The sequence below is a fragment of the Nocardioides dubius genome (assembly GCF_039528155.1).
GTDB classification, from domain to species: Bacteria; Actinomycetota; Actinomycetes; order Propionibacteriales; family Nocardioidaceae; genus Nocardioides; species Nocardioides dubius.
Genome location: NZ_BAAALG010000009.1, coordinates 105,663 through 132,116, shown reverse-complemented (window position 1 = coordinate 132,116; position 26,454 = coordinate 105,663). Strand labels below are relative to the sequence as shown.

At 69.2% G+C, this 26,454-nt stretch carries 23 protein-coding genes; 12 read left to right on the top strand and 11 right to left on the bottom strand.

Translation table 11 applies throughout. From position 1 onward, the window contains the following. Positions 1-1,835: phosphoenolpyruvate carboxykinase (GTP) (locus ABD151_RS11585; protein ID WP_343994456.1), on the bottom strand; the 1,835-nt coding region annotated here is incomplete at its 3' end. A 229-nt stretch (positions 1,836-2,064) separates the two neighbouring features. Between ABD151_RS11585 and ABD151_RS11580 the strand changes: the two genes are divergently transcribed. Continuing rightward, positions 2,065-3,243 (top strand): YihY/virulence factor BrkB family protein, encoded by a 1,179-nt coding sequence (locus ABD151_RS11580; RefSeq protein ID WP_343994454.1) that lies wholly within the window; start codon positions 2,065-2,067, stop codon positions 3,241-3,243. 8 nt (positions 3,244-3,251) lie between these two features. On the opposite strand, the gene ABD151_RS11575 is transcribed toward ABD151_RS11580, so the two are convergent. After that, positions 3,252-4,133, bottom strand: a complete 882-nt coding sequence (locus ABD151_RS11575) for a GH25 family lysozyme (RefSeq protein ID WP_343994452.1) — start codon at positions 4,131-4,133, stop codon at positions 3,252-3,254. A gap of 107 nt (positions 4,134-4,240) precedes the next feature. On the opposite strand from ABD151_RS11575, the gene ABD151_RS11570 reads away from it, so the two are divergent. After that, positions 4,241-5,524 (top strand): MFS transporter, encoded by a 1,284-nt coding sequence (locus ABD151_RS11570; protein ID WP_343994450.1) that lies wholly within the window; start codon positions 4,241-4,243, stop codon positions 5,522-5,524. 120 nt (positions 5,525-5,644) lie between these two features. Here the strand turns inward: ABD151_RS11570 and ABD151_RS11565 are convergent, their stop codons facing one another. After that, the gene (locus ABD151_RS11565; protein WP_343994448.1) at positions 5,645-6,082 is read right to left on the bottom strand and encodes an SRPBCC family protein; all 438 of its coding nucleotides are present in this window, start codon (positions 6,080-6,082) and stop codon (positions 5,645-5,647) included. A gap of 240 nt (positions 6,083-6,322) precedes the next feature. Here ABD151_RS11565 and ABD151_RS11560 point away from each other — a divergent pair, with 240 nt between their 5' ends. Then, positions 6,323-7,384 (top strand): hypothetical protein, encoded by a 1,062-nt coding sequence (locus ABD151_RS11560; protein ID WP_343994446.1) that lies wholly within the window; start codon positions 6,323-6,325, stop codon positions 7,382-7,384. A gap of 230 nt (positions 7,385-7,614) precedes the next feature. Here ABD151_RS11560 and ABD151_RS11555 read toward each other — a convergent pair whose 3' ends face one another. After that, positions 7,615-9,981, bottom strand: coding sequence for an MMPL family transporter (locus tag ABD151_RS11555; RefSeq protein ID WP_343994444.1), 2,367 nt, complete (start codon positions 9,979-9,981; stop codon positions 7,615-7,617). A gap of 45 nt (positions 9,982-10,026) precedes the next feature. Next, on the bottom strand, positions 10,027-10,614 hold the full coding sequence (locus ABD151_RS11550) for a TetR/AcrR family transcriptional regulator (protein ID WP_343994442.1): 588 nt from the start codon (positions 10,612-10,614) through the stop codon (positions 10,027-10,029). A 119-nt stretch (positions 10,615-10,733) separates the two neighbouring features. On the opposite strand from ABD151_RS11550, the gene ABD151_RS11545 reads away from it, so the two are divergent. Next, complete coding sequence (locus ABD151_RS11545; RefSeq protein WP_343994440.1) at positions 10,734-12,116, top strand: NAD-dependent malic enzyme; 1,383 nt, start codon at positions 10,734-10,736, stop codon at positions 12,114-12,116. 134 nt (positions 12,117-12,250) lie between these two features. Here the strand turns inward: ABD151_RS11545 and ABD151_RS11540 are convergent, their stop codons facing one another. The 5 genes from ABD151_RS11540 to ABD151_RS11520 form a co-directional block, all read right to left on the bottom strand. Then, a complete protein-coding gene (locus tag ABD151_RS11540; protein ID WP_343994438.1) occupies positions 12,251-13,648 on the bottom strand; it encodes an HNH endonuclease signature motif containing protein in 1,398 nt (465 codons plus the stop codon). A gap of 58 nt (positions 13,649-13,706) precedes the next feature. After that, a complete protein-coding gene (locus ABD151_RS11535) occupies positions 13,707-14,201 on the bottom strand; it encodes a nitroreductase family deazaflavin-dependent oxidoreductase (RefSeq protein WP_343994436.1) in 495 nt (164 codons plus the stop codon). Positions 14,202-14,282: 81 nt separating this feature from the next. Further along, positions 14,283-14,777, bottom strand: a complete 495-nt coding sequence (locus ABD151_RS11530) for an SRPBCC family protein (protein ID WP_343994434.1) — start codon at positions 14,775-14,777, stop codon at positions 14,283-14,285. A 27-nt stretch (positions 14,778-14,804) separates the two neighbouring features. Next, positions 14,805-15,602 (bottom strand): protein phosphatase 2C domain-containing protein, encoded by a 798-nt coding sequence (locus tag ABD151_RS11525; RefSeq protein ID WP_343994432.1) that lies wholly within the window; start codon positions 15,600-15,602, stop codon positions 14,805-14,807. Then, positions 15,599-16,297 (bottom strand): vWA domain-containing protein, encoded by a 699-nt coding sequence (locus tag ABD151_RS11520; protein ID WP_343994430.1) that lies wholly within the window; start codon positions 16,295-16,297, stop codon positions 15,599-15,601. The genes ABD151_RS11525 and ABD151_RS11520 overlap by 4 nt, the downstream gene beginning before the upstream one ends. A 121-nt stretch (positions 16,298-16,418) precedes the next feature. On the opposite strand from ABD151_RS11520, the gene ABD151_RS11515 reads away from it, so the two are divergent. The 7 genes from ABD151_RS11515 (at position 16,419) to ABD151_RS11485 (ending at position 23,813) form a co-directional block, all read left to right on the top strand. Then, the gene (locus ABD151_RS11515) at positions 16,419-17,714 is read left to right on the top strand and encodes a protein kinase domain-containing protein (RefSeq protein WP_343994428.1); all 1,296 of its coding nucleotides are present in this window, start codon (positions 16,419-16,421) and stop codon (positions 17,712-17,714) included. Positions 17,715-17,795: 81 nt separating this feature from the next. Then, complete coding sequence (locus ABD151_RS11510) at positions 17,796-19,022, top strand: phosphodiester glycosidase family protein (RefSeq protein WP_343994426.1); 1,227 nt, start codon at positions 17,796-17,798, stop codon at positions 19,020-19,022. A 113-nt stretch (positions 19,023-19,135) separates the two neighbouring features. Continuing rightward, a complete protein-coding gene (locus ABD151_RS11505) occupies positions 19,136-20,617 on the top strand; it encodes a fatty acid desaturase (RefSeq protein WP_343994424.1) in 1,482 nt (493 codons plus the stop codon). Continuing rightward, complete coding sequence (locus ABD151_RS11500; RefSeq protein ID WP_343994421.1) at positions 20,617-20,808, top strand: ferredoxin; 192 nt, start codon at positions 20,617-20,619, stop codon at positions 20,806-20,808. The genes ABD151_RS11505 and ABD151_RS11500 overlap by 1 nt, the downstream gene beginning before the upstream one ends. A gap of 24 nt (positions 20,809-20,832) precedes the next feature. After that, positions 20,833-21,414 (top strand): TetR/AcrR family transcriptional regulator, encoded by a 582-nt coding sequence (locus tag ABD151_RS11495; RefSeq protein ID WP_343994419.1) that lies wholly within the window; start codon positions 20,833-20,835, stop codon positions 21,412-21,414. A gap of 138 nt (positions 21,415-21,552) precedes the next feature. Then, the gene (locus ABD151_RS11490; protein WP_343994725.1) at positions 21,553-22,782 is read left to right on the top strand and encodes a M15 family metallopeptidase; all 1,230 of its coding nucleotides are present in this window, start codon (positions 21,553-21,555) and stop codon (positions 22,780-22,782) included. Between the two features lie 65 nt (positions 22,783-22,847). Then, on the top strand, positions 22,848-23,813 hold the full coding sequence (locus ABD151_RS11485; protein WP_343994417.1) for an NADPH:quinone oxidoreductase family protein: 966 nt from the start codon (positions 22,848-22,850) through the stop codon (positions 23,811-23,813). A gap of 10 nt (positions 23,814-23,823) precedes the next feature. Here the strand turns inward: ABD151_RS11485 and ABD151_RS11480 are convergent, their stop codons facing one another. Next, entirely contained in the window at positions 23,824-24,369 is a 546-nt protein-coding gene (locus ABD151_RS11480; protein ID WP_343994415.1) for a CAP domain-containing protein, read from the bottom strand. 131 nt (positions 24,370-24,500) lie between these two features. Here ABD151_RS11480 and ABD151_RS11475 point away from each other — a divergent pair, with 131 nt between their 5' ends. Beyond that, entirely contained in the window at positions 24,501-26,441 is a 1,941-nt protein-coding gene (locus tag ABD151_RS11475) for a M13 family metallopeptidase (protein WP_343994413.1), read from the top strand. The last annotated feature ends 13 nt before the right edge of the window (positions 26,442-26,454 follow it).

The following is a 26,454-nucleotide window of genomic DNA, read 5'->3' as shown; positions in this document are numbered from 1 at the left end:
CAGCCCTCGAGGGCCTTCTCCACGCGGCGGTGCGCGGTCCAGATCGCCTCGGGCATGTTCGGGAACTGCTCGAGGTGCTCGGTGCGGTAGCCCATCTCCTGCTGCCAGCGAGCGGTGTCGATGGTCAGGATCTTCTCGAGGTCGGCCTCGGAGATCTCGACGCCCTCCAGGTTCAGCTCCTCCTTGGTCGGCAGGATGCCGACCGGAGTCTGCTGGCCCTTGACCTCGCCGTTCTTCAGCTGGATCAGCCAGAGCAGCGGGCGCAGGTTGTCGCGGTATCCGGGCCACAGGAAGTGGCCGTCCTCCGGGTCACGCTGGAACCAGTTCACGTGGGCGAAGATCGGCTGCTCCTTGGCAGCGCCGACGACGTCCAGGTAGTGCTGGGCGTAGTCGCCCTCGCCGTACGCCATGAACGGGCGGTTCGACATCGGGTCGTAGCGCAGCACGCCCTCCTTGCCCTCAGCGGCGAAGGTGGCCTCCGCGCCCAGGGTGAGGCCGTCGTAGACGCCCTCGGCAAGGTCGGTGATCGCACGGATCAGCGGCTCGCGGTCGCGGGTGCGGCCACCGAAGATGATCGCGTCGACCGGAACTCCGGCCGCCTCGTCCCAGTCCGGCGCCACGTTGGGAACCTTCGACAGGGTGGTGGTGAAGCGGCTGTTCGGGTGCGCCCACGGGTCGTTCTGCTCGGCCTCGGAGCGCTCCGAGATCGGGTTGCCCTTCCAGTCCAGCCAGCCGGCGGTGTCGGCGGGCGGCTGCGGGGTGCGGCCCTCCCACCAGACCTGCTGGGTGTCGGGGTTGTAGGCCACGTTGGTGAAGATCACCTTCGTGCCCTCGTCGATCGAGCCCAGGGCGGTGGGGTTGGTGGTCTCGTTGGTGTCCTTGGCGACACCGAAGACACCGTTCTCCGGGTTCATCGCCATCAGCTTGCCGGTCTTCTCGTCGACCCACATCCAGGCGATGTCGTCGCCGTAGAAGTAGACCTCGTAGCGGTCGCCCAGGGCGTCCGGCGGCAGCATCATCGCGAGGTTGGTCTTGCCGGAGGCGGACGGGAAGCCACCGGTGACGTGGTAAGTCTTGCCGGTCTCCTTGTCCTTGATGCCGATCAGCATGTACTGCTCAGCAAGGAACTTCTTGCTGGCCCAGCCGTCGTAGGCACCCTGGCGCAGGCCGTGGGCGATCTTGCCCAGCAGCGCGTTGCCGCCGTAGGAGGAGCCGTAGTGCAGGATCGTGCGCTCGTCGGCGACGGTCACGAACCAGCGCTGGTCGTCGGGGGTGCCCTGGCCGAGGTTCTCCAGGTCGCCGGTGACGTGGACGGCCTTCACGAAGGAGTCCGGGTCCTCGAGGCTGTTCACGTACTCGACGCCGACCCGAGCCATCCGGATCATGTGCAGCACGACCGTGCGGGTGTCGGTGAGCTCGACACCGGTCGCCCAGGGGGCGAGCTCGTTGCCGACGGGAGCCATCAGGTAGGGGACCACGTACATGGTCTTGCCTGCGGAGGCGCCACGCATGCGGCTCTCCAGAAGAGGCTTCATCTCGGACGACGGGCGCCAGTTGTTGTAGACGCCCTTGTCCTTCTCGTCACTGGTGGCCACCACGGTGCGCTCTTCGGAGCGCGCGGTGTCCTTGTGGTAGCTCCGGGAGTAGTAGCGACCCTCGCCGGCGGGCAGGAGCTCGCCAGCCTCGAGTGCCTCCGCGATCAGGCGGTCGTCGTCAGCGGCACCAACCACCTCGACACGCTCTGCTCCGGTCAGCTCCGCCCAGTATCGGACGTACTCCCGAACCTTCGGGTTGGACAATCCTGCTTCGTCCAACACCGCTTCCACATCGACCATTGAATCTGTCCTCTCCTGATGATTCTTCACGGTCTTGCTCGTCAGACTCTGCCATGAGCGCGCGCGGGAGTGTGCACGGGCTCAGGAAGCGGGCACTTGTGTGGCTGGTGTGAGTGGTGTGGTCACGGCCGTCGGATGCGCCCAGACGATCACAGATGACGATAGCCTGAGCACCATGTTCCGTGGGGCGGTGTCGGTCCTCGACCGGGCCCAGAGACGGGTCCGGGCTGTGTCGATCCCGCTTGGGGTCATCTACAAGTTCTTCGAGGACCAGGGCAACTACCTGGCCGCGATCCTGACCTACTACGCCTTCATCGCGATCTTCCCGCTGATGCTGCTGGCCACCTCGATCCTCGGCTTCTTCCTCGAGGGCCGCCCCGAGCTGCAGGAGCAGCTGTTGGACTCCGCGCTCAGCCAGTTCCCGATCATCGGCGACCAACTCGGTCGGCCAGGCGGCCTGCAGGGCTCCGCCGGTGGTGTGATCTCGGGTCTGCTGGTCTCGCTCTACGGTGCGATGGGGCTCGGCCAGGCGATCCAGAACGTGCAGAACGTGGCCTGGTACGTGCCCCGCAACTCCCGCCCGAACCCGATCCTGCTGCGGCTCAAGAGTGTGGCGCTTCTCTCGGTGGTCGGCGTCGGGATGGTGGCCATCTCGGTGCTCGCCACGCTCGGCAGCTCGACCGACATCCTCGGCAAGTGGACGTCGGTCACCGGCGTCGCCTGGCTGATCCGCGTCGTTCACGTCCTGCTGATCGGGACGGTGCTCACCCTGCTGTTCCGCGTGGCCACCGCGAAGGACCATCACCTCCTGCGCGCGGCGCCGGGGGCGTTCTTCGTCGCGGTGATGTGGCAGGTGATCCAGCACTACGGTGCGGTCTTCGTGGCGAAGGTGATCGTCGGCACCTCCGAGATGACCCAGGTCTTCGGCGTCGTCCTCGGTCTGATCGGTCTGCTGTATGCGGGCTCGGTGGCCGCCGTCTTCGGAGTCGCGCTCAACGTGGTGCTCGCGCTGCGGCTCTACCCCCGGGCGCTGCTCACCCCGTTCACCGACCACGTCCAGCTCACCGACGGCGACCGGCGCGCCTATACCGGGATGGCCCGCGCCCAGCGCACCAAGGACTTCGCCGACATCCAGGTGCGCTTCGGGCCCTCACCACTCGATCTGAAGGTCGCCCGGGAGAGCGCGGAGCGGGCTGCCTCGGAGCGTGAGACGCTGCGCCGGCTGCAGCAGGAGCGGCGCAACGACGCCGCGGACGACGATGACGACGGCGACCGGCGGGTGCTGCAGGCCGACGATGGGCTCGAGCCGACCCAGCCGCTGCGCTTCGAGGAGCTCGACGATCCGCAGTCGCGCGAGCGCGGCTCCGGCTCGGACGCTGCCCCTGGCTCGGGGCGCGAGGCAGGCTGAGGGCTGCGCTACTCGCGCAGCAGGTTGAGGTCCACGTTGCCGCTGACGCCGTCCACGCGGGCGCTGTCGGACTTCTGCCACAGCCACCAGTCGGTGCCCGGCTCCTGCTCGCCCAGCAGCCGCACCCACAGCCGGCGGTCGAGCGCCGCCGTCAGGTGGTACCGCTCCTCGAAGTCGGGGTAGGCGTAGACCACGACGTCCCGCTCGGTGGCGCGCTCGACGTCGTCGATGAAGACCTTGACCTCGCGCAGCAGGTCGGCGCGGGCGGGTGGCTGCGCGCAGTTGCCGCCCAGCTCCAGGTCGACGGCCGGCGGCAGCGTGGTGCGGCGGTCGCCCTGCTCGCCGAGCACCGTGATGAAGTGCGCGGCCTGCGGGGCGCCGGGGGAGCAGATGCTGAAGTAGTGGTAGCCGCCGACCCGGAGCCCGGCCGCTTGTGCCTGGCGCCGGTTGTCGGCGAAGCGTGGGTCGGTGAAGGAGCTGCCCTCGGAGGCCTTGAGGTAGGCGAACTCGATGTCGTCGCCAGCGACCTTCTTCCAGTCGATCGGGCCCTGATGATGCGAGGCGTCGATCCCGAGCAGCTCGCGGACCCGGGTGCTGCTGGGCTCCTCGGCGCTGGTCGCGGAGCGCGGCCGGCTGGGCGTGGCCTCGGCGCTGGGCACGCCCGCCTCGGCGTCCAGGGTGGCCCGAGGGCTCTCGCTGGCCATCATCTCGGAGCGGGTCAGCTGGTGGTCGTGGCCGGAGGCCGCCTGGTCGTCGTCGCCGCACCCGGCCAGCGCGGTGAGGGCGAGGAGCGCGGCGATCGCGGATGCCGTCAGCCGGGTCGCTCCGAGGTGGCGGGCGCGGCGCTGCCGGGGCGCTGACTGGCCGACTCGGGGGTTGCGGTTCCGCACCGGGACAAACTACGCCCAGGAGTCGGGGCCTGGCTACCGCCGGGTGGGGGTGATGGTGGTCGGAAATCCGCTCGCGCCGGGTCGGACCCGAGGCGGATGATGGTCCGGTGAGCTCGGGTGACGTGACCTTCCGGAATTTCCTTGCCGCGCTGCCGACCCCGGGGCGCTGGCTCTTGGCGACCACCGCCTTCCAGGTCCTCGGCCGGGGGCTCACCCTTCCCTTCACGATCATCTACCTGCACGAGGTGCGGCACCTCAGCCTCGACGTCGCGGGCGCGATGATGGCGCTGATCGGCGCGGTGGCGCTGGTCTTCACGCCGTTGGCCGGCACCTTGACCGACCGCTGGGGAGCCAGGGCGATGGTCATCATCGGCAGCTCCGCCCAGGTGATCGGCGTGGGCCTGCTGGCGTTCGCCGAGACGGTGCCCGAGGTCACCGTGGCGATGTTCTTCATCGGGATCTGCAACGCCGGCGGCTGGTCGGCGTTCAACGTGTTGATCGCCTCGATCGTCGACGGTCCGCTGCGTCAGCAGTACTTCGGGATCAACTTCGCGCTGATCAATCTCGGCATCGGCGTGGGTGGCGTGATCGGCGGCGTCTTCGTCGACGTCGATCGTCCCGAGACCTTCACCACCATCTTCCTGATCGACGCCGTCTGCATGCTGATCCCGATCGCCCTGATGCTCGGGCCGCTGCGTGCGGTGCACGGCCGCAGCGAGGTGCCGCCCGAGGAGGCCGACGGGCCGAAGGTCACCTACCTGTCGCTGCTTCGGCGGCCGGGGGTGGCGAACCTGGTGCTGATCGGGCTGGTCTTCGCCTTCGTCGGCTACGGCCAGATGGAGGGCGGGTTCCCGGCGTTCGCGCGCGGCGTCAGTGAGGTCTCGACGCGGGTGATCGGGTGGGCGTTCGCGCTCAACACGCTGGTGATCGTGCTCTTCCAGTTCGCGGTGCTGCGCCGGATGACGGGGCACCGGCGGACCAGGGTGATGATGGTGATGGCCGCGATCTGGGCGGCGTCCTGGCTGATCCTCGGCTCCACCGGACTCTTCAGCGGCACTGCCGCGGCGGCGACGATGGTGCTGGTCTACCACGCACTCTTTGCCTGCGGGGAGACGCTGCTGCAGCCCACCTTGCCGGCGATCACCAACGACCTGGCCCCCGCCCATCTGCGCGGGCGCTACAACGCTCTCGGCGCGGCGGCCTTCCAGCTCGGTGCGGTCGTCGCGCCGCTCTCGGCGGGCTTCCTGCTGCGCCACGACCTCTCGGTCGCGTTCATCGCGATCCTGGTCGCCGGCTGCGCCCTGCTCGCGCTCTTCGCGCTACGTCTCGAGCACCAGATCTCCCCGGCGGTCAACGGCGTCCCCGACCCGGCCCCGGAGCCCGCCCGCTAGCCCGAGGGCGCAGTTAGAGCGCGCGAGGGCGGAGTTGTTGTCTGCCGAGGTTGCAGTTGTGGCGCGCGAGGTTGCGCTTGTGGCGCGCGAGGTTGCGCTTGTGGCCGGGCGAGACCGGCGTCAGGCGCCCAGGTGCGCGGCGAGGTTGGCGAGCAGCTCGGTGTGGATGGCGCGCAGGCCCTTGGGAGCGAAGGTGCGCTCGAAGAAGCCGCCGATGCCCGAGGCGCCGGTCCAGGTGGTGGTGACGACGACCTTGCTGCCGGCACCGCTCGGCGTCACCTGGTAGGTGGTCACCATCGAGGAGTTGCGGTCGCTCTCGGTGATCGAGGTCGAGGTGGCCAGCACGTCGGCGACGACGTCGCGGGTGCGCTTCTCGGTCGCGTGCAGCTTCCAGGCGACGACGGTGCCGGCACCGGTGCCGCCCTCCTGGACCGCGTAGTCGGTGTAGTGCCGGGTGAGGATCGCCGGGCGCACCGTCGTGTAGTCGGCCAGTGCGGCGACCACCTGCTCCGGGGCGGCAGAGATGGTGGCTTCGGCGGTGGCGGTGACCTGACCCATGGTGGTGCTCCTCGTTCGAGAGTTCGGCGGGCCGACCGAGCGGCGGCCGGGGGAAACGCTACGGGTTGCCCGGCGGGGGCGACGGCGGCAGGGCTTGCAGAAGGTTGTGACGCCGGTGACAAGATCCGCGTCCCGGCTGGACCGATGGCAGGAATCCGAGGACAAGCATGCTCCCGGTATGCAAGATGTCTAGACGGCTCAACGAGCAGGCTGGGGGACAGCGGCGCCGTCCGCTACGGCATGGAATTCACAACGTGGGCAGAGAGGTTCAGCGGCGCTCCGCCGACCCCTGGAACTGCGACGGAGAGTGACCGGGTCCTGCACCAGTTCCGGGCGGCGAACGACTGGTTCGGTGATCAGCTCTACGGCTGGCTGTTGCTGGACTGGACGGAGCCCGCAGCCGACATGACCGATGAGGTCGCGGAGTTCGAGAGCTCCTGGCGTGGGTTGATGGACCAGTACGCGCAGATGGTGGCGGTCTCGGTGAACATGGTGGGGCATCGTGCGCAGAGTGCTGCGCAGGCAGAAGGCCGGACCTTCCCGGGCAACGAGATCAACTTCCACGTGCTCAACCACGCCATGCTGTCGATGTGGAGCCTTGCGCTCGACATCCCCACAGCACACCCGCGATCGCGCGAGATCTACGAGGCTCAGCTCAGCCTGGCCTTGGCCGGTACCCGGCACGCGGAGGACCGCGTCCGGCGAACCGGCAAGGCCCCGGAGAGCTACTACGCGCCTGACAACGCCGACTATCGACGGAAGATCTCCGGAATCGCGACCGAGATCGATGCCGCGATCGTGCTGCTCGAGCTCTGCAGGCGGCATCCGGCGCTCTGTGTGGTTCCGGCGCCCCGTCGCTTCGAGGAGTTCGGGATGCGGCAGGTGCCGAGTGACGGCGGTCGGGCCACCACGGCGAACAGCGACTTCGTGCTGCTCAACATGGACGAGCAGCGGGTCACCGGCGTGCAGGTGAAGACGTGGGCCGCGGGTTGCGACGTCGCACGCTACAGCTCCGATCACGTGGTGATCCTGGACGGCGTCCACGACCTGGGGAACACGCGACCGGTCCGCCTCGACCCGCGTAGCTCGGAGCAGTCGGATCGGGCATGGCCGGGACTGATCGCGACCGGCTTCTTGGGGAGCGTTCCCGCCAAGGTCCTCAGCCGGCGCGCGGAGGGCGACGAGCTCCGCCAGCTGATCCGGGCGCGCGAGCGAGCCCGCGATCTGAGCGAAGGGTTCCGGTTCCTGCTGGAGGACGCGGTCGAGCGGGCGGAGGCCGTGGTGGCGTCCCGCGTTCTCTAGCCCGGAGCGCGAGCGCACGACTACTTCGCCGCCGTCCAGCGCAGTGCGAAGAAGGTGAGCCTCTACGCGATCTGCGTGGACAGCTGGCCCGAAGCGTTGGACGGCGCCTCGGCGGCCTTCCTGCACGGCTCTACGTCCGCTACCGCGAGCACCACGCCAGCTGAGGGCGACACCGGAACGCCCGAAGGCCGCCCCGAGCGAACTCAGGACGGCCTTCGGATTTCAGCGGGTCAGACGCCAACCGGTTCCGGCTTGGGGTCCTCGTCGCGGTGCAGGGTCTCCATGTGCGGGCGGTGCAAGTTCTCGCCCTCGATGTCGACGTTGGGCAGGATCTTGTCCAGCCACTTCGGCAGGTACCAGGCCTTCTCCTTCATCAGGAACATGAGCGCCGGGATCAGCGTCATCCGCACGATGAAGGCGTCGAAGACGATCGCCGCCGCGAGCGCGAAGCCCATCATCTTGATGATCGGCTCCTCCTGCATGATGAAGGCGGCGAAGACGAAGGTCATGATCACTGCCGCGGCCGCGACCACGCGGGCACTGCCCCGGAAGCCGTCGATCACGGCCTCGCGGTAGTCGGCGCCATGCACGTGGGCCTCACGGATGCGGGTCACCAGGAACACCTGGTAGTCCATGGCGAGACCGAACACCACGCCGATCAGGAAGATCGGCATGAAGCTGACGATCGGCTGGCCGTCGAAGAGCCCGAAAGCCTCCTCCTGGAAGACCGCCACGGTGGCACCGAGGGTGGCAAGCACCGAGAGCAGGAAGCCCAGGGTCGCCGTCAGCGGGACCAGGATGGAGCGGAAGACGATCATCAGCAGGATGAACGCGAGGCCCACCACCACCGCAAGGTAGATCGGGAGCGCGTCGGCCAGCTGCTCGGAGATGTCCACGGTGATCGCGGTCATGCCGGTGATGCCGGTGTCGGTGCCGGTCGAGGCCTCGATCGCGTCCTGGCCGTCGCGCAGCTCGGCCAGCAGATCCTCGGTCTCGGTCGCGTCCGGAGCCGACGACGGGAGGATGGTGATCAGGGCACCGGTCTGGTCCTCGTTGGTGGCAGCGAGCGTGGCGAGGCTGACGTCGTCCTGGCCCTTGGCCCAGTCGACGATCTCGTTGAACTTGTCCATCCGCTCGTCCTCGGCCACGTTGCGGGCGTCGGCCACCAAGAGCATCGGACCCTCACGGCCCGGGCCCCACGCCTCGGCGATCAGGTCGGACGCCTTGCGCTGCGTGGTGTCGCTCGCAGCGGTGCTGTCGCTCGGGAACGCGAGGTGCATGTTCTTCATCGGGATCGCGATCGCGCCGAGGGCGACGATGACCAGCAGGACGACAGCGACCGGACGCTTGCCGACGAACCGCGCCCAGCGGACGCCGTTGTTGAGCACACGGCCCCGCTCGTCGCGGGCCGGGCGGTACTTGCGGACCTGGCCGCCGAACGCCTTGGACTTGAACATGCCCAGGACGGCGGGCAGCAGGGTCAGCGCCACCAGGACGGCGACGAAGACGGTTGCGGCAGCGGCCAGACCCATGGTGGTGAGGAACGGGATGCCCACGACGGAGAGCGCGGAGAGGGCGATCAGCACGGTGAGGCCGGCGAAGACCACCGCAGAACCAGCGGTGCCGACGGCGACGCCGACCGCCTCTTCGCGGTCATCGGTGTGGTCGAGCTCGTTGCGATAGCGCGCCAGGATGAAGAGCGCATAGTCGATGCCGACCGCGAGCCCGAGCATGGTGGCGAGCATCGGCGTCGAGGAGCCGATGTCGGTGAAGGCGGTCATCACCTGGATGCCGATCATGCCGATGGCGACGCCGATGATGGCGGTGATGATCGGCAGTCCGGCGGCGACGAGCGAGCCGAAGGTGAGCACCAGGACAAGCAGGGCCAGGCCGATGCCGATTGCCTCGGAGGTGAGGCCGAGTGGCGCCATTGCGGACATGCCGGAGCCGTTGGCCTCGACGGTCAGACCCGAGTCGCGGGCGTCGTCCATCGCGTCCTCGACGGCCTCGACGGTGGACACCTTGACGTCCATCACGGTGTCGACGTCGAACTGGAAGGTGATCAGTCCGGTGCGGCCGTCCTCGGTGATCGAGGCCAGCTGGGCCAGCTCGGCGGCGTTCTTCTTGACGGTCGCGGCCGCCTCGTCGGGGGTGGCGCCGTTGTCGATCTCCGTCTGCACCATCTGCTCGAACTGCTCTTCGGCAGCGGTGACCGGGTTGGTCGGGAGCGGTGCGGGCGCGCCGGAGTCGAGCTCGTCGCCCTCGGCGAACATCTGCGGTCCGTCGATCAGGTCGCTGATCAGGGAGTCGACCGCCTGCATGTACTCGGGCTCGGCGAGGGTGTGACCCTCAGGAGCCTGGACGACGACGTTCACGCTCGCCTCGTCGAAGGCATCGGTGGCGCCCGGGAAGAGCTCGGCCTGCAGGTCGGCGGCCTTCTCCGAGGGGATGCCGGGGATCGACATCGCGTCGGACATCGGCTTGGCCACGGTGGCGGCCAAGGTACCCAAGCCGACGATGGCGATCAGCCAGGCGGCGAGGAAGATCGGCCAACGCCGGAAGGCGTTCTTGCCGAGTCGGTAGAGCAGAGTTGCCATCGTGGTGGCTTCCTGTGTGTGGGTGGTCAGGATGTGTGGTGCAGGTCAGGCAAGAAGCTGGTTGGCGCGTGCGGCGGCTTCGTCGTAGTAGTCGGTGAAGCCGCGGTCGTCGGCGCTGTCGAGGAAGCTCTCCAGGGCGACCTGGCAGAGCACGAGGAGCAGGCCGAGGGCGACCTTGGCCTGGATCTCGTCGTAGCGATCGCCCTCGCGCTCGCGGATCATCTCCAGCACGGTGGCGGCCAGCCGCTCGAAGCGCTCGTGGCAGGCAGCGAGCACTCGGGGATTGCGGATGACCTCGCGCATGGTGGAGATCTGTGCCTTCTCCTGGGGCATCCGCTCGAAGTGACGGTGGGCGAGTTGGCCCAGGTCGGAGAGCAGGTGACCGGTCGGCCCGCCGGCGCGGAACTCGCCGGTGAACTCGTCGGTCAGCTCCGGCTCAGGGCCGAGGACGGCGTCGAGCTTGGAGTCGAAGTAGTTGAACAGGGTGCGGCGCGAGACGTTGGCAGCCTGGGCGAGGTCTTCCATGGTGAAGCCCTCGAAGCCGCGTTCCGCGGTGAGTCGCTGCGCGCAGTTGGCGATCTGCAGCGCGGAGCGCTCGCGACGGGTCAGGGTGGGGATTGCACTTTCAGGCACAAAGTGCAGTCTTGCACTCGATGGATGGTCAGTGCAAAAAGATCAGGCGTGATCTGCGTCTCGGTGGTCCGGGAACTTCTGACTTGGTGGTAACCCGGATGCGGGTGAAGCATGGAGACATGCCCGCCACTGCCTCGTCGTACTCGATCACCATGCGCCTGCACACCCTCCCGGACCACGGCATCGTGGGTCAGGTCGCCACGACGCTGGCGAAGGCCGGCGGGATCGTGACGGCGATCGACGTCGCGGAGTCCAACCACGAGCGCCTGGTCGTCGACGTCACCTGCTCTGCGGTGGACGAGACGCACTCGAAGGCTCTGGTCCAGGTCGTCGACGGCTTGGCCGGCGTCGAGGTGCACAAGGTCTCCGACCGCACCTTCCTGATCCACCTCGGCGGCAAGATCGAGGTCGCCTCCAAGGTTCCGCTGAAGACCCGTGACGACCTCTCGATGGCCTACACCCCGGGCGTCGGCCGGGTCTCGATGGCGATCGCCGAGAACCCGGAGGACGTCCGTCGGCTCACCATCAAGGGCAACTCGGTGGCTGTGGTCACCGACGGCTCCGCCGTGCTCGGCCTGGGCAACATCGGGCCGGGCGCCGCGATGCCGGTGATGGAGGGCAAGGCCGCTCTGTTCAAGCGGTTCGCCAACATCGACGCCTGGCCGATCTGCCTGGCCAGCCAGGACGTCGACGAGATCGTGCGCGCGGTGGAGATGATCGCGCCCGGCTTCGGCGGCATCAACCTCGAGGACATCGCCGCGCCCCGCTGCTTCGAGATCGAGGCGCGGCTGCGCGAGTCCCTCGACATCCCGGTCTTCCACGACGACCAGCACGGCACCGCGATCGTGGTGCTGGCCGCGCTCACCAACGCGCTGCGCTGCGTTCACAAGAACCTCGCCGACGTCCGGATCGTGGTGGCCGGTGGCGGTGCTGCCGGCTCCGCGATCACCTCGCTGCTGGTCGCCGGCGGCGCCGTCGACATCGCGGTCTGGGACCGCGAGGGCCTGCTCAGCCGGGACGACGACACGCTGCCGGAGGCGAAGGCCTCGCTGGCGGCGCGCACCAACCCGAACCTGCGTCGTGGCACGCTGCGCGACGGCCTGGTCGGCGCCGACGTCTTCATCGGGGTCTCCGGCCCGGGCGTGCTCGACCCGGAGTGGATCAAGGAGATGGCCGCCGACCCGATCGTCTTCGCGCTGGCCAACCCGGACCCGGAGGTCGACCCGGCCGAGGCGGCCAAGTACGCCGCGGTCGTGGCCTCGGGCCGCTCCGACTACCCGAACCAGATCAACAACGTGCTCGCCTTCCCCGGTGTCTTCCGCGGACTGCTCGACGCCAAGGCCCAGCACGTCACCGACGAGATGCTGCTGCGCGCCGCCGACGCGATCGCGCACGTGGTCACCGACGAGGAGCTGCACCCCTCGTTCATCATCCCGAGTGTCTTCCACGCTGACGTCGCCAAGCGGGTCGCCGCCGCGATCTCGGGTCGTCCGCTGCCCTGAGGGGCTGACGCACGAGATGTGCTGCGGCGCGCCGCAGCCTCCGGGCAGCGGATGGCTGCCGGAGGTGGCGGTGTCGTTTCAGTCGCGTGGGACCGCCCCGGTGGTCGAGGCTGTCGCGACGGTGATCGACCCGGTCAGTCCAGCTGGATGGTGCCGAGTGCGCTGACCAGCCAGGTGTGGCCGTGCTTGTTGTGCCAGGTGTAGGTGCCGTCTCGGTTGCGGACGTAGCTCCAGCCGGCGAAGGTCTTGGCGAGGTGGTGACGGCGGCAGAGCGGGGCGAGGTTCTCGAGCCGGGTCTGGCCCGGTGGGCCACGCAGTTCGTTGGGCCCCGTGTCGTAGGGGTCGATGTGGTCGAGGTCTGCGTCTGCTGATGATCGGGTGCAGTGCGGGAAGACGCAGTGCGGGTCGCGGAGCCGGACCTGCTCGGCCATCCAGGCTGGTGGGTCGTGGCGGTCGACCGAGCCGGTGCGGTTGAGGTCGATCACCGGGGTGACGGTGGCGATGGAGCCGTGGCGTTGGAGCCAGTCGGTGAGTTGCTCGATGAGGATCGGGCCGAGGCGGTCGGTGTCGGCGAGGGTGAGGTCGTCGGGGGAGAAGAGGTCGGCGAGGGTGGTGTGCACGAAGACCCGCAGCCCGCGGCGCGGCATGGTGGCGCGGTAGCGATCTCGACAAGCTCGATCAACGGGGTCACCGGCAGCGACGTCGCGGTGCTCGAGACCATCGGAACCGTCGTAGTCCAGCGTGCCCTGTGCCTCCGCGATGCTGCCCAAGGCCTTTGCCTTGCGCTGACCGAGCGTGTCGGTGTCGCCGGCGCGCTTCAACTTCTCCGCCTCGTCACAGACGAGATCGTGGAAGCGTTCCAGATCGAGCGAGTCACCCACCACATCGAGAGTCGAGGTGCCCGAGGCGGAACCGTCCGGCCCGTAGCGGTGGTTCAGGCTGACGTCCCAGTCGGCCTTGGTGAGCGGGCCGTTCTTGTCGCGGATCAACTCGGGATGGAACTTCGCCACCGCCATCGCCAGCACCCGCTCGATGGTGGGCCAGCCGTACCGCTCGCCGTCCGCGAGGGTCTGGTCGAACCAGGCAGCGGCTTCACGGGAGAGCTTGCGGGTGAGCTCGGCGACCCGGCGTGCCTTCCAGCCCGGCACTTCCAGCAATTCGACCTGCGCCCACAACAGCGGCAGCCGGTGGTGGAGGTCCAACGCATCGGCCAACAGGGAGAGCGCGGCGTACCGGGAGATGCCGGATGCGGCAGCGAACTCCTCGGCCGCGAACGCCGCCACCGCAGGCGTCCCCTCACCACCGAGGAAGTCGTCCAGATCGAGCGAGGCGAAGGCGGCATCGTCACACCACGAAGCCGACGAACCGCCGTCCACGACAGGGTTGACCACGCACCACTGATGCGCCAACCGCAGCTGCCGCCGCACACCCTTCAACACCCGGACCCGGTCCTCGGAGATCACCGCAAGCAAGCACCCCGCGTCGAGGTCAGTGACCTCATACGGAGTGTGCGTGGCGTCGATCTCGATCATGGAACCAGTCGATCAGAGACCTCCGACAGTACGACGGGAGATGCTCCGGGCGCCGGCCTCAGCGCGGCTCGAGGATGACCACCGGGATCTCCCGATCGGTCCAGGCCGCGTACTTGGCGAAGTCGGCGTAGAGGTCCACCAGGCGCGGCCAGAGCCGAGCCCGCTCCTCGGCGTCCGCCACGCGCGCCCGGACCGGTACGACGCCCCGGCCGCGCACCTCGACCGTGGTCTCCGGGGCGGCCATCAGATTCGGGAACCACTGCGGGTTCTTGGGCAGTCCGCCCTGGGAGGCGACCACGATCAACGCATCGCCGTCGTGCAGGTAGAGCAGTGGCGTGGTGAACGCGGTCCCGGACTTGCGGCCGACGTGGTTGAGCAGCAGCGTCTGCACCGGGCGACGGAACCCCGCGCCGATCCGCCACTTGCTGCCGATCCGGCCGTTGGTGGCACGGAAGAGCCGCACCTGGGTTCGCGCCATCACCTTGATCAGCTTGGCGGTGGCGGGCGAGTCGAGGCCCGCCGGCTTGGTCTCGGGCAGGGAGAAGCGGCCCATCGGAACTCCTGTGGCTAGGGGGCGTGCTCCCAGCCTGCCGAAGAACGTGCTCGGCGCGCAGCGAAAACCGCGGACCCGCACTCAGCGAGCGTCGCCGTCGCCGGTCTGTGAGCCCGCCGCCGCGACGATCCGCGGGTCCGCGCAGGCCCGGGCGAAGGCGTTGATCCTGGCCTGGATCTCCCGTCCCAGCAGGAGCGTGCCGATCCGGTCCGCGATCGGACGTAGCCATCCCGGGCGGGTTGCGAAGGTGTACTTCCAGGTGGCCTCGGTGCCGCCCTCGACGGCCTTGAACCGCCAGCCGCCGCCGAAGCTCGCGAAGAACCACGGGCCGTCCACCATCGTCATCCCGACATTGGTAGGTGGCTGGTAGGAGACGTAGGCGCTGTCCATCCGCGGGCCGATCCGCGACCAGGTGCGGGTGCGCACGCCCTTGCCAGGTGCGGTGGCGCCGTCCAGGAAGTGCTGACGACGGATGAACGGGTCCCAACTGAGCCGCAGCTCACCGGTGGTCTGGGAGACCGCGAACGCGACAGCCGGGGAGACCGGTACGACGACCCGAGCGACGACCTGAGGCATGCACCCAGCCAATCACGGGACCTCTGCTCAGGGACGGAGGCGGGCGAGCAGGGCGAGGGTGGTGTCGTCCCCGCCGACGGCGGCAGGCTCGGTCAGCCAACCTGGCAGGTGAGCCGCGACCCAGGTGATCCCGTTGCTGGCAAAGCGATCCAGCAGCTCGCGCCCGACCTGCTCCCACCAGTTCCGCTCGACCTGCGGGGTGCCGAAGCCGTCGGTGGCGACGAAGGCCAACGCGACCGGCTGCACGGAGAGGTCGATCACCGCGACATGGAGGAACGCCACCGGGTCCGGCTCGGCGAGCGAGTGGGTGCGGACGCCGTCGTGCTCGGGGTCCGCGGGGAACGGGCGGATGGACTCACCTGACGGCGTTACCAGGACCAGGTCGCCGTCGCCGATCTGCACCGCCAGCAGGTGGCTCTCGTTGGCGGCCAACGCGACCAGGGTGGTGCCGTAGACGCTGACCGGATCGTCGACCTCGCCTAGCGGATGCTCGGCCAGATGCTGTTCGACGGCGGCGCGCCACTGCTCGACGATCAGCTGGGCCAGCGCCTCCTCCAGGCCGTCGGTGTCGAGGATCGCGGTCGAGGTGAGGGCATGCGTGATCCCGGTCAGGTAGGCAGGCAGCACAGCGGCCGCCGTCGACGCGGCCAACGCGGAGCCGACCTCGCTGCGCAGGTAGCGCGGGTGCCCGTGGCCATCCGCAACGACGGCGAACTCCGCCGTCGGGGAGGTGCCCGCACGATGCGCGTCCTGATTGGGCGCGCCGGATCGCTCATGGAGCGAACCTCGTTGTGTGGCAGAGGTTGCGGCCCACCCGGGGCTCACTGAAGGGTGCTCCAGATCGGGTCGCCCATCGGTGCCGGAGGCGGAGCGTAGGTGGGTGACCCGCTCCCCACTGCCGGCAGCGACGCGCCCCGGCTGGCGACCTTCGAGGCCCAGACGATGTAGTCGATCAGCTGCTCGGGGCTGTCCGCGCGCAGCAGGGGGATGTCGTCGTTGTCGATGAAGCGGCGCAGTGACGTCAGGTCGGCGTCGCGGCCCACGCCCAGGGCCAGGCGCACCGCATGGGTGCCGCTGCGGGTGGCGAGCACCTGGCTCAGCCCGTCCGCGAAGGGGGTTCCGCTCTCGGTGGGCATGCCGTCGGAGACCAGGATGATCGCCGGCGGAAAGGCGCCGTGGCTCTGGTCGACCTCGCGCAACGCCTCGGCCAGCAGCTCCATCGCGCTGCCGAGCTCGGTGAACCCTTGCGGCACGGCTTCGAGCCGCTGCCAGCGGAACTGCTCGATGGGGGTCGGCACCTCGACCACCCACTCCGCCTCGTTGGCGAAGGCGAGCACTCGGATCAGCACGTCGGCATGGGGGTTGTTGCGGGCCTCGTCGCGCAGATGAGGGACCACTTCGGCGAGGGCGTTGTTGAGCGCCTGGATGCGGCCGCCGCGGCGCATCGAGCCGGAGACGTCGAGCACGAAGAAGAGGTGCAGCGGACGGCGAGCCACCGCGCCGCCGAGGCGATCACTCATCTCTGCTTCCTCGCTTCCACCCTGCCCGTCTGGCGAGGATATACCGTGACCCTTGGTTCGCGACGGCGTTCAGACAGGCGTGCGCACAGGCCGCGCGGCGGGGCTGAGGAAGGGGAGGACAGTGCTCAGCAACGGCACCTTGGTCGACCTCGGCGTGCTCGGTCCGGCCCGGGTGACCGACCTGATCGGCCAAGGTGGACAAGGCTTCGTCTACCGGGTCCAGCAGGCGTCCGGGCGGATGCTCGCGCTCAAGTGGTACCGACCGGAGTCGGCCTCCGCCGAGCAGCGGCAGGGCATCCGCACCCTGGTCGACTTCGGTGCTCCCGACCATCGCTACCTGTGGCCGCTGAGCATGGCCGAGGTGGCCGGCGTCCCCGGCTTCGGCTACGTGATGGAGCTGCGGGAGCCGAAGTACCTGGAGCTCAGCCGGCTGCTGGCCAACCGCGACGCGGAGGGCCGTGAGCTGCAGGTGACGTTCGCGGCGACGATCGCGATGTGCCGTCAGCTGGCCGCCAGCTTCCTGCGCCTGCATGCGCGCGGCCTGTGCTACCGCGACATCTCCTTCGGCAACGTCTTCTTCGAGCCGGCCACGGGCAGCATCCTGATCTGCGACAACGACAACGTCGGCGTGGACAACGGACAGAGCCGCGTGCTGGGAACCCCGTTCTTCATGGCGCCCGAGGTGGTCGCCGACGCCACCTTCGCGACCCTGCCCAACACCGACACCGACCGGCACTCGCTGGCGGTGCTGCTCTTCTACATCCTGTTCACCGGCCATCCGCTGGAGGGCCGGCTCACCGAGGGCGGGCTGCGCGATCCGGCCTGGCTGAGCGAGCACTTCGGCGCCGGAGCGCTGTTCTGCCTGCACCCCGAGCGCACCGAGAACAGGCCGCCCGCGATCGTGCAGCAGTACTGGGAGCTCTACCCGACCTTCCTGCGTGAGCTGTTCGGCCAGGCCTTCGTGGACGGGCTGCACGAGCCCGGGGCGCGGGTCACCGAAGGCCAATGGCTGAAGGCGATGGACCGTCTCGCCGATGCGATGGTGCGCTGCGCCTGCGGCAGCACCGGCTTCTTCGACGACGCCGACCCCCAGCGGGGCTGCCGCACCTGTGGGCGCAGCCTGGCGCCGGCGCTGCTGCTCCAGGTGGGACGGCGCCGGATCGCGGTCAGTGCGATGGCGCAGGTGCGCGGTGACCATCTCGGCATCGACAGCGACCGGCCGACCCCGATCGCCGCCGTCCGCGCTCATCCGCAGGACCCGGCCCGTTGGGGGCTCAGCAATCTCACCGACCAGCCCTGGACGGCCCGTTATGCCGGGAACCAGCAGGTCACCGTGGCGCCGGGCGCGACCGTGGAGCTCACGGTCGGCCAGCGGATCGACCTGGCTGGCGGAAGCGTCTACGTCGTCCGGCCCTGAGATCCGCGGGCTCAGCAGGCGGCCACCTCTCCTGCGTCCACCAACCCAGAACCTCCGACACGCGCCACTAGAGTGCTGGGCATGTCTGCACTGGGCTCGGCCAGGTCGTTGTCGGTTGCCGTGTTGGCGGGGTGTCTCGGGGTCGGCCTGTTGCCGGCTGGGACGCCGAGCGCCACGGCACGCGAGGCGACGCCGTCCGCGAGTGGCGACGGGAGGTCGCAGACCTCCGACGGGGAGCCCGGCTGGATGCCGGACGTGCCGTGGTCGGCGCGGCTGGCGAAGCGTGATCCGGTGGACACCTCGCTGGTCACCTGGCGTGCCGGCCGTGGGGTCACCTACCGGCGCTGGGCGCGCACCGACGAGCGTGGCCGGGCGCGGATCCACGTGCTGCGCATCGACCTGCGGACGACGGGGCTGAAGGTCGCGCCGATCGGTGCGCCGACGGTGGCCGGCCGGGAGCGGATGCTCTCGATGGTCAAGCGGAACAAGGCGATCGCCGGGATCAACGGCGACTTCTTCGACATTGGCAACACGGGCGCTCCGCTGGGGGTGGCCACTGCTGGCGCGAAGCTGCGGCACGGGCCGGTGGCCGGCTGGAACAACGCGATCTACAAGGTGAAGGGGCGTTGGGCGGTCGGCGAGCTGCCGGTGGTGGCGAAGGTGCGCAACCACCCGGAGCTTGTGGTCACCAATGTGAACTCGCCGCAGATCGCCAAGGGCGGGCTCGGCGTCTACACCTCGGCCTGGGGCACGATGCCGGGCCGTTCCGTCACCGGCGATCAGCGGATCGTGCGGGAGGTGGTGATCCGAGGCGGTCGAGTGGTCTCCAACAAGCGGAAGCTGACCACCGGCAAGGCGGTCCGGGGCACCGTGCTGATCGGACGCGGCCGCTCGGCGACCAAGCTGGCGGGCCTGAAGGTGGGGCGCAAGGTGCGCGTGGCGACCTGGCTGAAGGGTCAGCCCACGGTGGCGATCGGGGGTGACCGGCCGCTGCTGGTGGACGGCGTGCGGCGGGTCGTCGACGACGTCACCCTGCACCCGCGCACCGCAGTCGGCATCGACCGCGACACCAAGGCGATGTACTGGGTCGTCGTCGACGGTCGCACCAAGAGCAGCCGCGGATTCTCGATGGTGGAACTGGCGAACCTGATGACCGAGCTCGGCGTCGAGGACGCCTTGAACCTCGACGGTGGCGGCTCAAGCACGATGATCGCCCGCAACCAGAGCGGCAAGGTCTCCGTGCGCAACTACCCCTCCGACGGCGCGCAGCGCGTGGTGCCGAACGGGCTGGGGGTCTTCATCCGCTAGCGGCGACCGGTTTACAAAAACTAGGGTCTTGTCAAACACCTTGACATCTCGTACCTTCTTGTAAAGCGATCCAGGTCACAGGCGACCTTGATCGGCCGACCAAGGAGGACGCCATGACCCAGGCGAGCAGCCCGGAGACGCCGGCCAGTGACGGCGCGCGCACGGCCGGCACCGTGCCCGCGGGATCGACCGAGCAGTGGAAGGACAAGAAGCGCTACCTGTGGCTGATCGGCCTGGTCGTGCCCTCGCTCGCCTTCGCCGCGATCGGTCTCTACGAGCTCACCGGTCTGACCTTCTGGTTCTGGCTCGGCCCGATCGTGATCCTCGGCATCGTCCCGGCCATCGACCTCGTCGTCGGCCTGGACCGCGCGAACCCGCCGGACGACGTCATCGAGGCGTTGGAGAACGACCGCTACTACCGGTGGATCACCTACCTCTTCCTGCCGATCCAGTACGCGGGCTTCATCGGTGCCTTCTGGGTGATCGACACCTGGGACCTTTCGGTGTGGTCGAAGATCGGCATCGCCGTCTCCATCGGCTGCATCGGCGGCATCGGCATCAACACCGCCCACGAGCTCGGTCACAAGAAGGAGAGCCACGAGCGCTGGCTCTCCAAGATCGCCCTGGCCCAGGTCTTCTACGGCCACTTCTACATCGAGCACAACCGCGGCCACCACGTCCGCGTCGCCACCCCCGAGGACCCGGCCAGCAGCCGGATGGGCGAGAGCTTCTACGCCTTCTGGCCGCGCACCGTCGGCGGCTCGCTGAAGAGCGCCTGGGAGCTGGAGCAGCGCCGCTACGCCCGCAAGCACCAGCACCCGTTCCGGATCGGCAACGACGTGCTCAACGCCTGGCTGATGTCGGTCGTGCTCTGGGGCGCGATGGTCGCCGTCTTCGGCTTCGACATCCTGCCGTACCTGATCCTGCAGGCCGTCGTCGGTTTCTCGCTGCTCGAGGTCGTCAACTACATGGAGCACTACGGCATGCGCCGCCAGAAGGTCGGCCGCCCGGGCAAGGAGCGCTACGAGCGCGTGCTCCCCTCGCACAGCTGGAACTCCAACAACATCGCCACCAACGTGCTGCTCTACCACCTGCAGCGGCACAGCGATCACCACGCGAACCCCACCCGCCGCTACCAGACCCTGCGCGACTTCGAGGAGTCCCCGGTGCTGCCGACCGGCTACGCCGGGATGATCGTGTTGGCGCTCTTCCCGCCGATCTGGCGCCGGGTGATGGACCCGCGGGTGATCAACCACTACGACGGCGATCTCACCCTCGCCAACGTCCAGCCCAGCAAGCGTGACAAGGTCTTCGCCAAGTACGGCGTCGCGATGAGCCAGGCCGCCGATCGTGCCGAGGCCGCCCGGATCGACGAGATCGCCGCCGCAGCCGCGGCTGCCGCCGCGCAGGTCGAGGAGGTGCTGGCCGCCCGCTGCCCCGGCTGTGGCTACACCTACGAGGTGGCTGCCGGCGACGAGCACGAGGGCTTCGCGGCCGGCACCGCCTGGAGCGAGATCCCCGACGACTGGTGCTGCCCGGACTGCGGCGTGCGCGAGAAGGTCGACTTCGTCCCCGTCTCTCCGGCGGTGGCGTGATGAGGATCGTGGTCGATCGCGACCTGTGCGACGGGATCGGGATGTGCCAGTCGATGGCCCACGAGTTCTTCGAGCTCGATGACGATGACGTGATGCACGTGCTGGAGGAGAACCCCGGCGAGGAGCACCGCAAGCAGCTCACGGCGGCGATCAACTCGTGCCCGGTGCTGGCCCTGTCGCTGGAGGGCTGAGCGCTGCTCCATAGGATCGGTCTCATGGTCGCCGGGGACAGTTCGCTCTCGATGCGTCAGCGCATCGTGGCCGCGGGCGCTGCGATGACGATGCGCAGCGGTTGGGCCTCGGTGACCATGGCCAAGCTCGCGGAGGCCGTGGGCGTCAGCAGGCAGACGGTCTACAACGAGATCGGCGGCAAGCCGGCCCTGGCCGAGGCGATGGTGCTCGACGAGCTGGCCCGCTTCCTCGACCTGGTGAACCGCGCGTTCGAGCAGCACCCCACCGATCTGGTGAAGGCGATCGAGGCCGCCTCGCTCGCCGTCCTGGAGCACGCGGACGACAACACGCTGCTGCATGCGATCGTCTCGGCGACCCACGGCGCGGACACCGAGCTGCTGCCGCTGCTGACCACCAACTCCCAGTCCCTGCTGGGGGTGGCCAAGGCGGTCGTCGCCGAGTTCGTGGCCAACCAGGACACCGGCCTCACCGACGCCCAGCTCGACGTCGCGATCGATCAGGTGGTGCGGGTCGTGCTCAGTCACGTCATGCAGCCCTCGGCGCCCCCGGCCGAGACCGCTGCCGGGATCGCCTGGATGGCGGACCGGGTGCTGAACCCGCGCTGATCGACGTCCCCAGGCCGGGGGATGAGGAACTAGTGCGCCCTCGCGCGCCATTTCTGCGCCCTCGGGGGGAGGCGTGAGGGTGGCGTCACTATGCTCTGCGACACGGGTTAGGTGTGCGGTTCGGGAGGGCCGGTGACGATGATGGCTGCGCGGCTGGTGGCCCGCGGTGGGCTGACGCGGGCGCTGACGGCGTCCGCGTGCGTGCTCGTGCTGGCTGCCTGCGGCAACGACGACGGCGGCGCGAAGGCCGACCCGTCTCCGAGCGCGACCGACGCCACGCCCAGCGAGAGCAGTGCGTCCTCCGGCAGCCCTGGCGAGGGCCGCACCGTCGACGCCCCGGGCGAGCTCACCGACCCGCTGCGCTCGGCCGACATCATGGTGGTCTCGTTGGAGGCCAAGCCGCTGCCCGAGTCCCTGATCGCCGCAGTGAAGAAGGTCAAGGGCGTTGTCGCCACCGAGCTGATCGACCTGGGCAGCGTCTCGATCCAGAACAGCGTCGCCACTGTGGCCTCGGTCGACCCGGCCAGCTACCGCCGGTTCACGGCGTCGGGGCAGAGCTCCGAGATCTGGAACCGGGTGGCCGGCGGCGAGCTGGCGCTGAGCCAGGAGCTCGCCAAGGAGGTCGCCGACGACGAGGCCTACGTGCGGATGGGCAACGACAAGGACGCCCCGAAGATCCACGTCGGTGCCTACGCCGACCAGGTGCCCAACGTCGACATGGTGCTCAACCGTGCCTGGACCGACGACCTCGGCCTGGTCAGCGACAACGCGCTGGTGATCTCGACCGGTGCCGCCTCGCCGCAGCGGGTCCGCACGTCGCTCAAGGGCCTGGTCGACGACGTCGCCTCGATCCAGATGCTCGACGTCGTCGCCCGCTTCGGTCTCGACCCCAATGCCAAGCAGACCGCCTATCTGACCGGTGGCTCGGTCGCCCAGGCCGTGGGCTCCTTCACCTACTCGGTCCTCGGGGATGGCCGGATCGCCCCGGACCCGGCCTGGGTGAAGGCCAACATCCGCACCGAGCAGGTGCCGATCATCGGCTCGGTGACCTGCCATCGAGTGGTGCTTCCGCAGCTGCGGGCCGCGCTGACCGAGGTGGTCGAGCGCGGGCTCTCCGACAAGATCCACCCGGGGGAGTACGCCGGCTGCTACTACCCGCGCTTCATCGCCAACTCGAACAAGCTCTCCCTGCACTCCTTCGGCATCGCCCTGGACTTCAACGTGCCGGGCAACCAGCGCGGAACGGCCGGGGAGATCGACCGCACCGTGGTCTCGATCTTCAAGAAGTGGGGCTTCGCCTGGGGCGGCGACTGGAAGTGGACCGACCCCATGCACTTCGAGATGAACGCCCTGGTCGAGCCGCGCTGAGCGCGCCTTTCCCTCCGCCGGTGAGACGCTGCGGCGAGCTGGTCCGGGCCCGCTAGGGTCGACTCATGCGCGCAGTTCAGGTGACCCGCCTCGACGGGCCGGAAGCAATCGAGATCGTCGACGTCGCCGAGCCGGTGGCCGCACCGCACGAGGTGCTGATCGACGTGCATCGCGTCGGCATCTCCTTCCCGGATCTGCTGCTCTCGCGCGGGCAGTACCAGCTCAAGCCCGAACTCCCGTTCACCCTCGGCGTCGACGTCGCGGGCACCGTCGTCGAGGACGGCAACGGGTTCACCGCCGGCCAGCGGGTCTGCGCCGTGGTGCCCTACGGCGGCGGCGCCGAGCGGATCGCGGTCAACGTCGACTTCGTCTTCCCTCTGCCGGACGAGATGAGCCTCGACGAGGGTGCGGCACTGCCGATGAACTACCTCACCGCGCACTTCGCGCTCGTGGTCCGCGGTCAGGCACAGCCCGGTGAGTCGATCCTGATCCACGGCGCGGCCGGTGGTGTCGGCACCGCGACGATCCAGACCGCCAAGGCGCTCGGGCTCACCGCGATCGCCGTCGTCTCGACGCCGGAGAAGGGTGAGGTGGCGAAGGCCGCCGGCGCCGACCACGTGGTGCTGATCGACGGCTTCAAGGACGAGGTCAAGGCGATCACCGAGGGCCGCGGCGTCGACCTGGTGCTCGACGTCGTCGGCGGAGACGTCTTCACCGACTCGCTGCGCTCGCTGGCGCCGCTCGGCCGCCTGCTGGTGGTCGGCTTCGCCGCCGGCCAGGGCATCCCGGAGGTCAAGGTCAACCGCCTGCTGCTCAACAACATCGACGTGCGCGGCGTCGGCTGGGGCGACTACGCGATGCGCCGCGCCGGCTACCTCAAGCAGCAGTGGAACGAGATCGTGCCGCTGATCGAGACCGGCTCGATCAAGCCGCCGATCGGCGCCGTCTACCCGGTCGAGGAGTTCGGGCAGGCGCTGCTCGACCTCGACGCCCGCAAGGCCGTCGGCAAGCTGGTCGTCGCGATCCGCTGAGCGCGGCTCGCTACTTGCGGCCGAAGTCCTGGGTGGCCCACGGGACGCCGTTGCGCAGGGTGACGCCGACGCCGAGGTGCTTGTAGCGGCAGGTGAGGATGTTCTTGCGGTGGCCGGGCGATGCCATCCAGGCCGCCACCAGGTCACCCGGGGTCGGGTAGCCGTAGGCCACGTTCTCGGCGACGGCGCGCCAGTTGCGGTACCCGGCCTTCGTGATCCGCTTGCCCAGCGACGCCTCGCCCGGCAGCTGGTGCGACAGGGTCTGGTGCTTGGCCATCAGGGCGCTGTGCTTGCGCGCGGCCTTGCGCAGGCTGGTGTGCAGCTTCAACGCCCCGCAGCCGGCCTTGGCGCGGCGCTTGTTGGTCAGGGTCAGGACCTTCTTCTCGAAGTTCGCCTCGCTCGCGCTCACCTTGGCCGCGATCGCGACCCGCGCGGCGGGTCCCACCGCCCCACCCGCCTGCCGTGGACCACCGTCGCCGAGAGCGGGCGCGGTGGTGCCGAGGGCGATCACCAAGACCGCCGCGGCCAGAGCAGGTTTCCGAGATGTCTGGGGCATGGTTCATCATCCGTCATCTGTTTTGGGGATGGAAAGGGGCCTTCCAGTCCGAAGGAATAGCCCGAACGGGTGGTGTCAACCGCCCGATATGTCCGTCAGGTCCCAGCCATCCGGCGGGTAGGGTCGAGCGCGTGAGCATCCTCGACGACGCCCGCCCCGGCATGGACCTGGCCCTGCGTCCCCAAGACGACCTGTTCGGCCACGTGAATGGCACCTGGCTGGAATCGACCCCGATTCCCGACGACCGCTCCAGTTGGGGGCCGTTCGTCCAACTCGCCGACACCGCCGAGGAGCAGGTGCGCGAGCTGATCCAGGACCTGGCCGCTCAGCACGGTGCGCCGGAGACGGACGCCGGCCGGATCGCGGCGCTCTACGAGTCCTTCATGGACACCGCGACCATCGCCCAGCGCGGTCTGGCGCCGGTGCGCCCGCTGCTCAAGGCGGTCGCCGGCCTGCGCGACATCCGCGACCTGGCCGCCTTCCTCGGCGAGTTCGAGCGGGTCGGCGGCGCGGGCCTCTTCGGCTCCTACGTCGACACCGACTCGCGCAACTCCGACCGGTACCTGTTCCACATCAGCCAGGGCGGCCTCGGCCTGCCGGACGAGTCGTACTACCGCGACGAGAAGTTCGCCGAGGTGCGGACCAAGTACGTCGAGTACCTGACCCGCCTCTTCGTGCTCAGCGGCCACGGCGACCCGGCCGGTGCGGCCCAGTCGGTGCTGGAGCTGGACACCCGGATCGCCGGCGGCCACTGGGAGCGCGCCGAGACCCGCGACGTCCAGAAGACCTACAACCTGCTCACCGGCGCCGAGCTCGCCGAGCTGGCGCCGGCCTTCGAGTGGAGCGCCTACGTCCGCAACCTGGGCGGCAGCGGCCAGACCCTGGCCGAGGTCTGCGTGCGCCAGCCCTCCTACCTCGAGCATCTCTCCGCCGTCCTGGAGAGCACCCCGATCGAGCAGTGGCGCGACTGGATGCTCACCCGGGTGCTGCGCTCGGCGGCGCCCTACCTGACCGACGACTTCGTGGAGACGAACTTCGACTTCTACGGCCGCACCCTCAACGGGACGCCGGAGCTGCGGGCGCGGTGGAAGCGCGCGGTCGCCTTCGTCGAGGGCTCGGTCGGCGAGGCGGTCGGCCGCGAGTACGTCGCGCGGCACTTCCCGCCGCAGAGCAAGGAGATGATGGACGAGCTGGTGGCCAACCTGCTCGAGGCCTACCGCCGCTCCATCGCCGACCTGGACTGGATGACCGCGGAGACCAAGGAGCGGGCGTACGCCAAGCTCGACACCTTCCGGCCCAAGATCGGCTACCCCGAGACGTTCCGCGACTACTCCGCACTGCGGGTGGTCTCCGACGACCTGATGGGCAACGTGGCTGCGGCGGCGGCCTTCGAGACCGACCGTCAGCTCGCCAAGATCGGCGGTCCGGTGGACCGCGACGAGTGGTTCATGCTGCCGCAGACCGTCAACGCCTACTACAACCCCGGCACCAACGAGATCTGCTTCCCGGCCGGCATCCTGCAGCGCCCCTTCTTCTCCCCGGACGCCGACCCGGCCGAGAACTACGGCGGCATCGGTGCGGTGATCGGTCACGAGATCGGGCACGGCTTCGACGACCAGGGCGCCCAGTACGACGGTGCCGGCAACCTCAACGACTGGTGGACCCCGGACGACAAGGCCGCCTTCGAGCAGAAGTCGCAGGCGCTCGTCGAGCAGTACAACGGGTTCAGCCCACGCAACCTGCCGGGCGAGTACGTCAACGGTCAGCTCACCGTGGGCGAGAACATCGGCGACCTCGGTGGCCTCACGATCGGGCACAAGGCCTTCGCGATCTTCCTCGGCCGCGAGCCCTCGCCCGAGGAGTCGCAGGCGCTCTTCATGAACTGGGCCTACTGCTGGCGCACCAAGCGTCGCAAGGAGCAGGAGCAGCAGTACCTGACCATCGACCCGCACAGCCCGCCGGAGTTCCGCGCCAACATCGTGCGCAACCTCGACGAGTTCCACACCGCCTTCGGCACCAAGCCCGGTGACGGGCTCTGGCTGGAGCCGGAGGCGCGGGTCCGGATCTGGTGAACGCCGAAGCCGC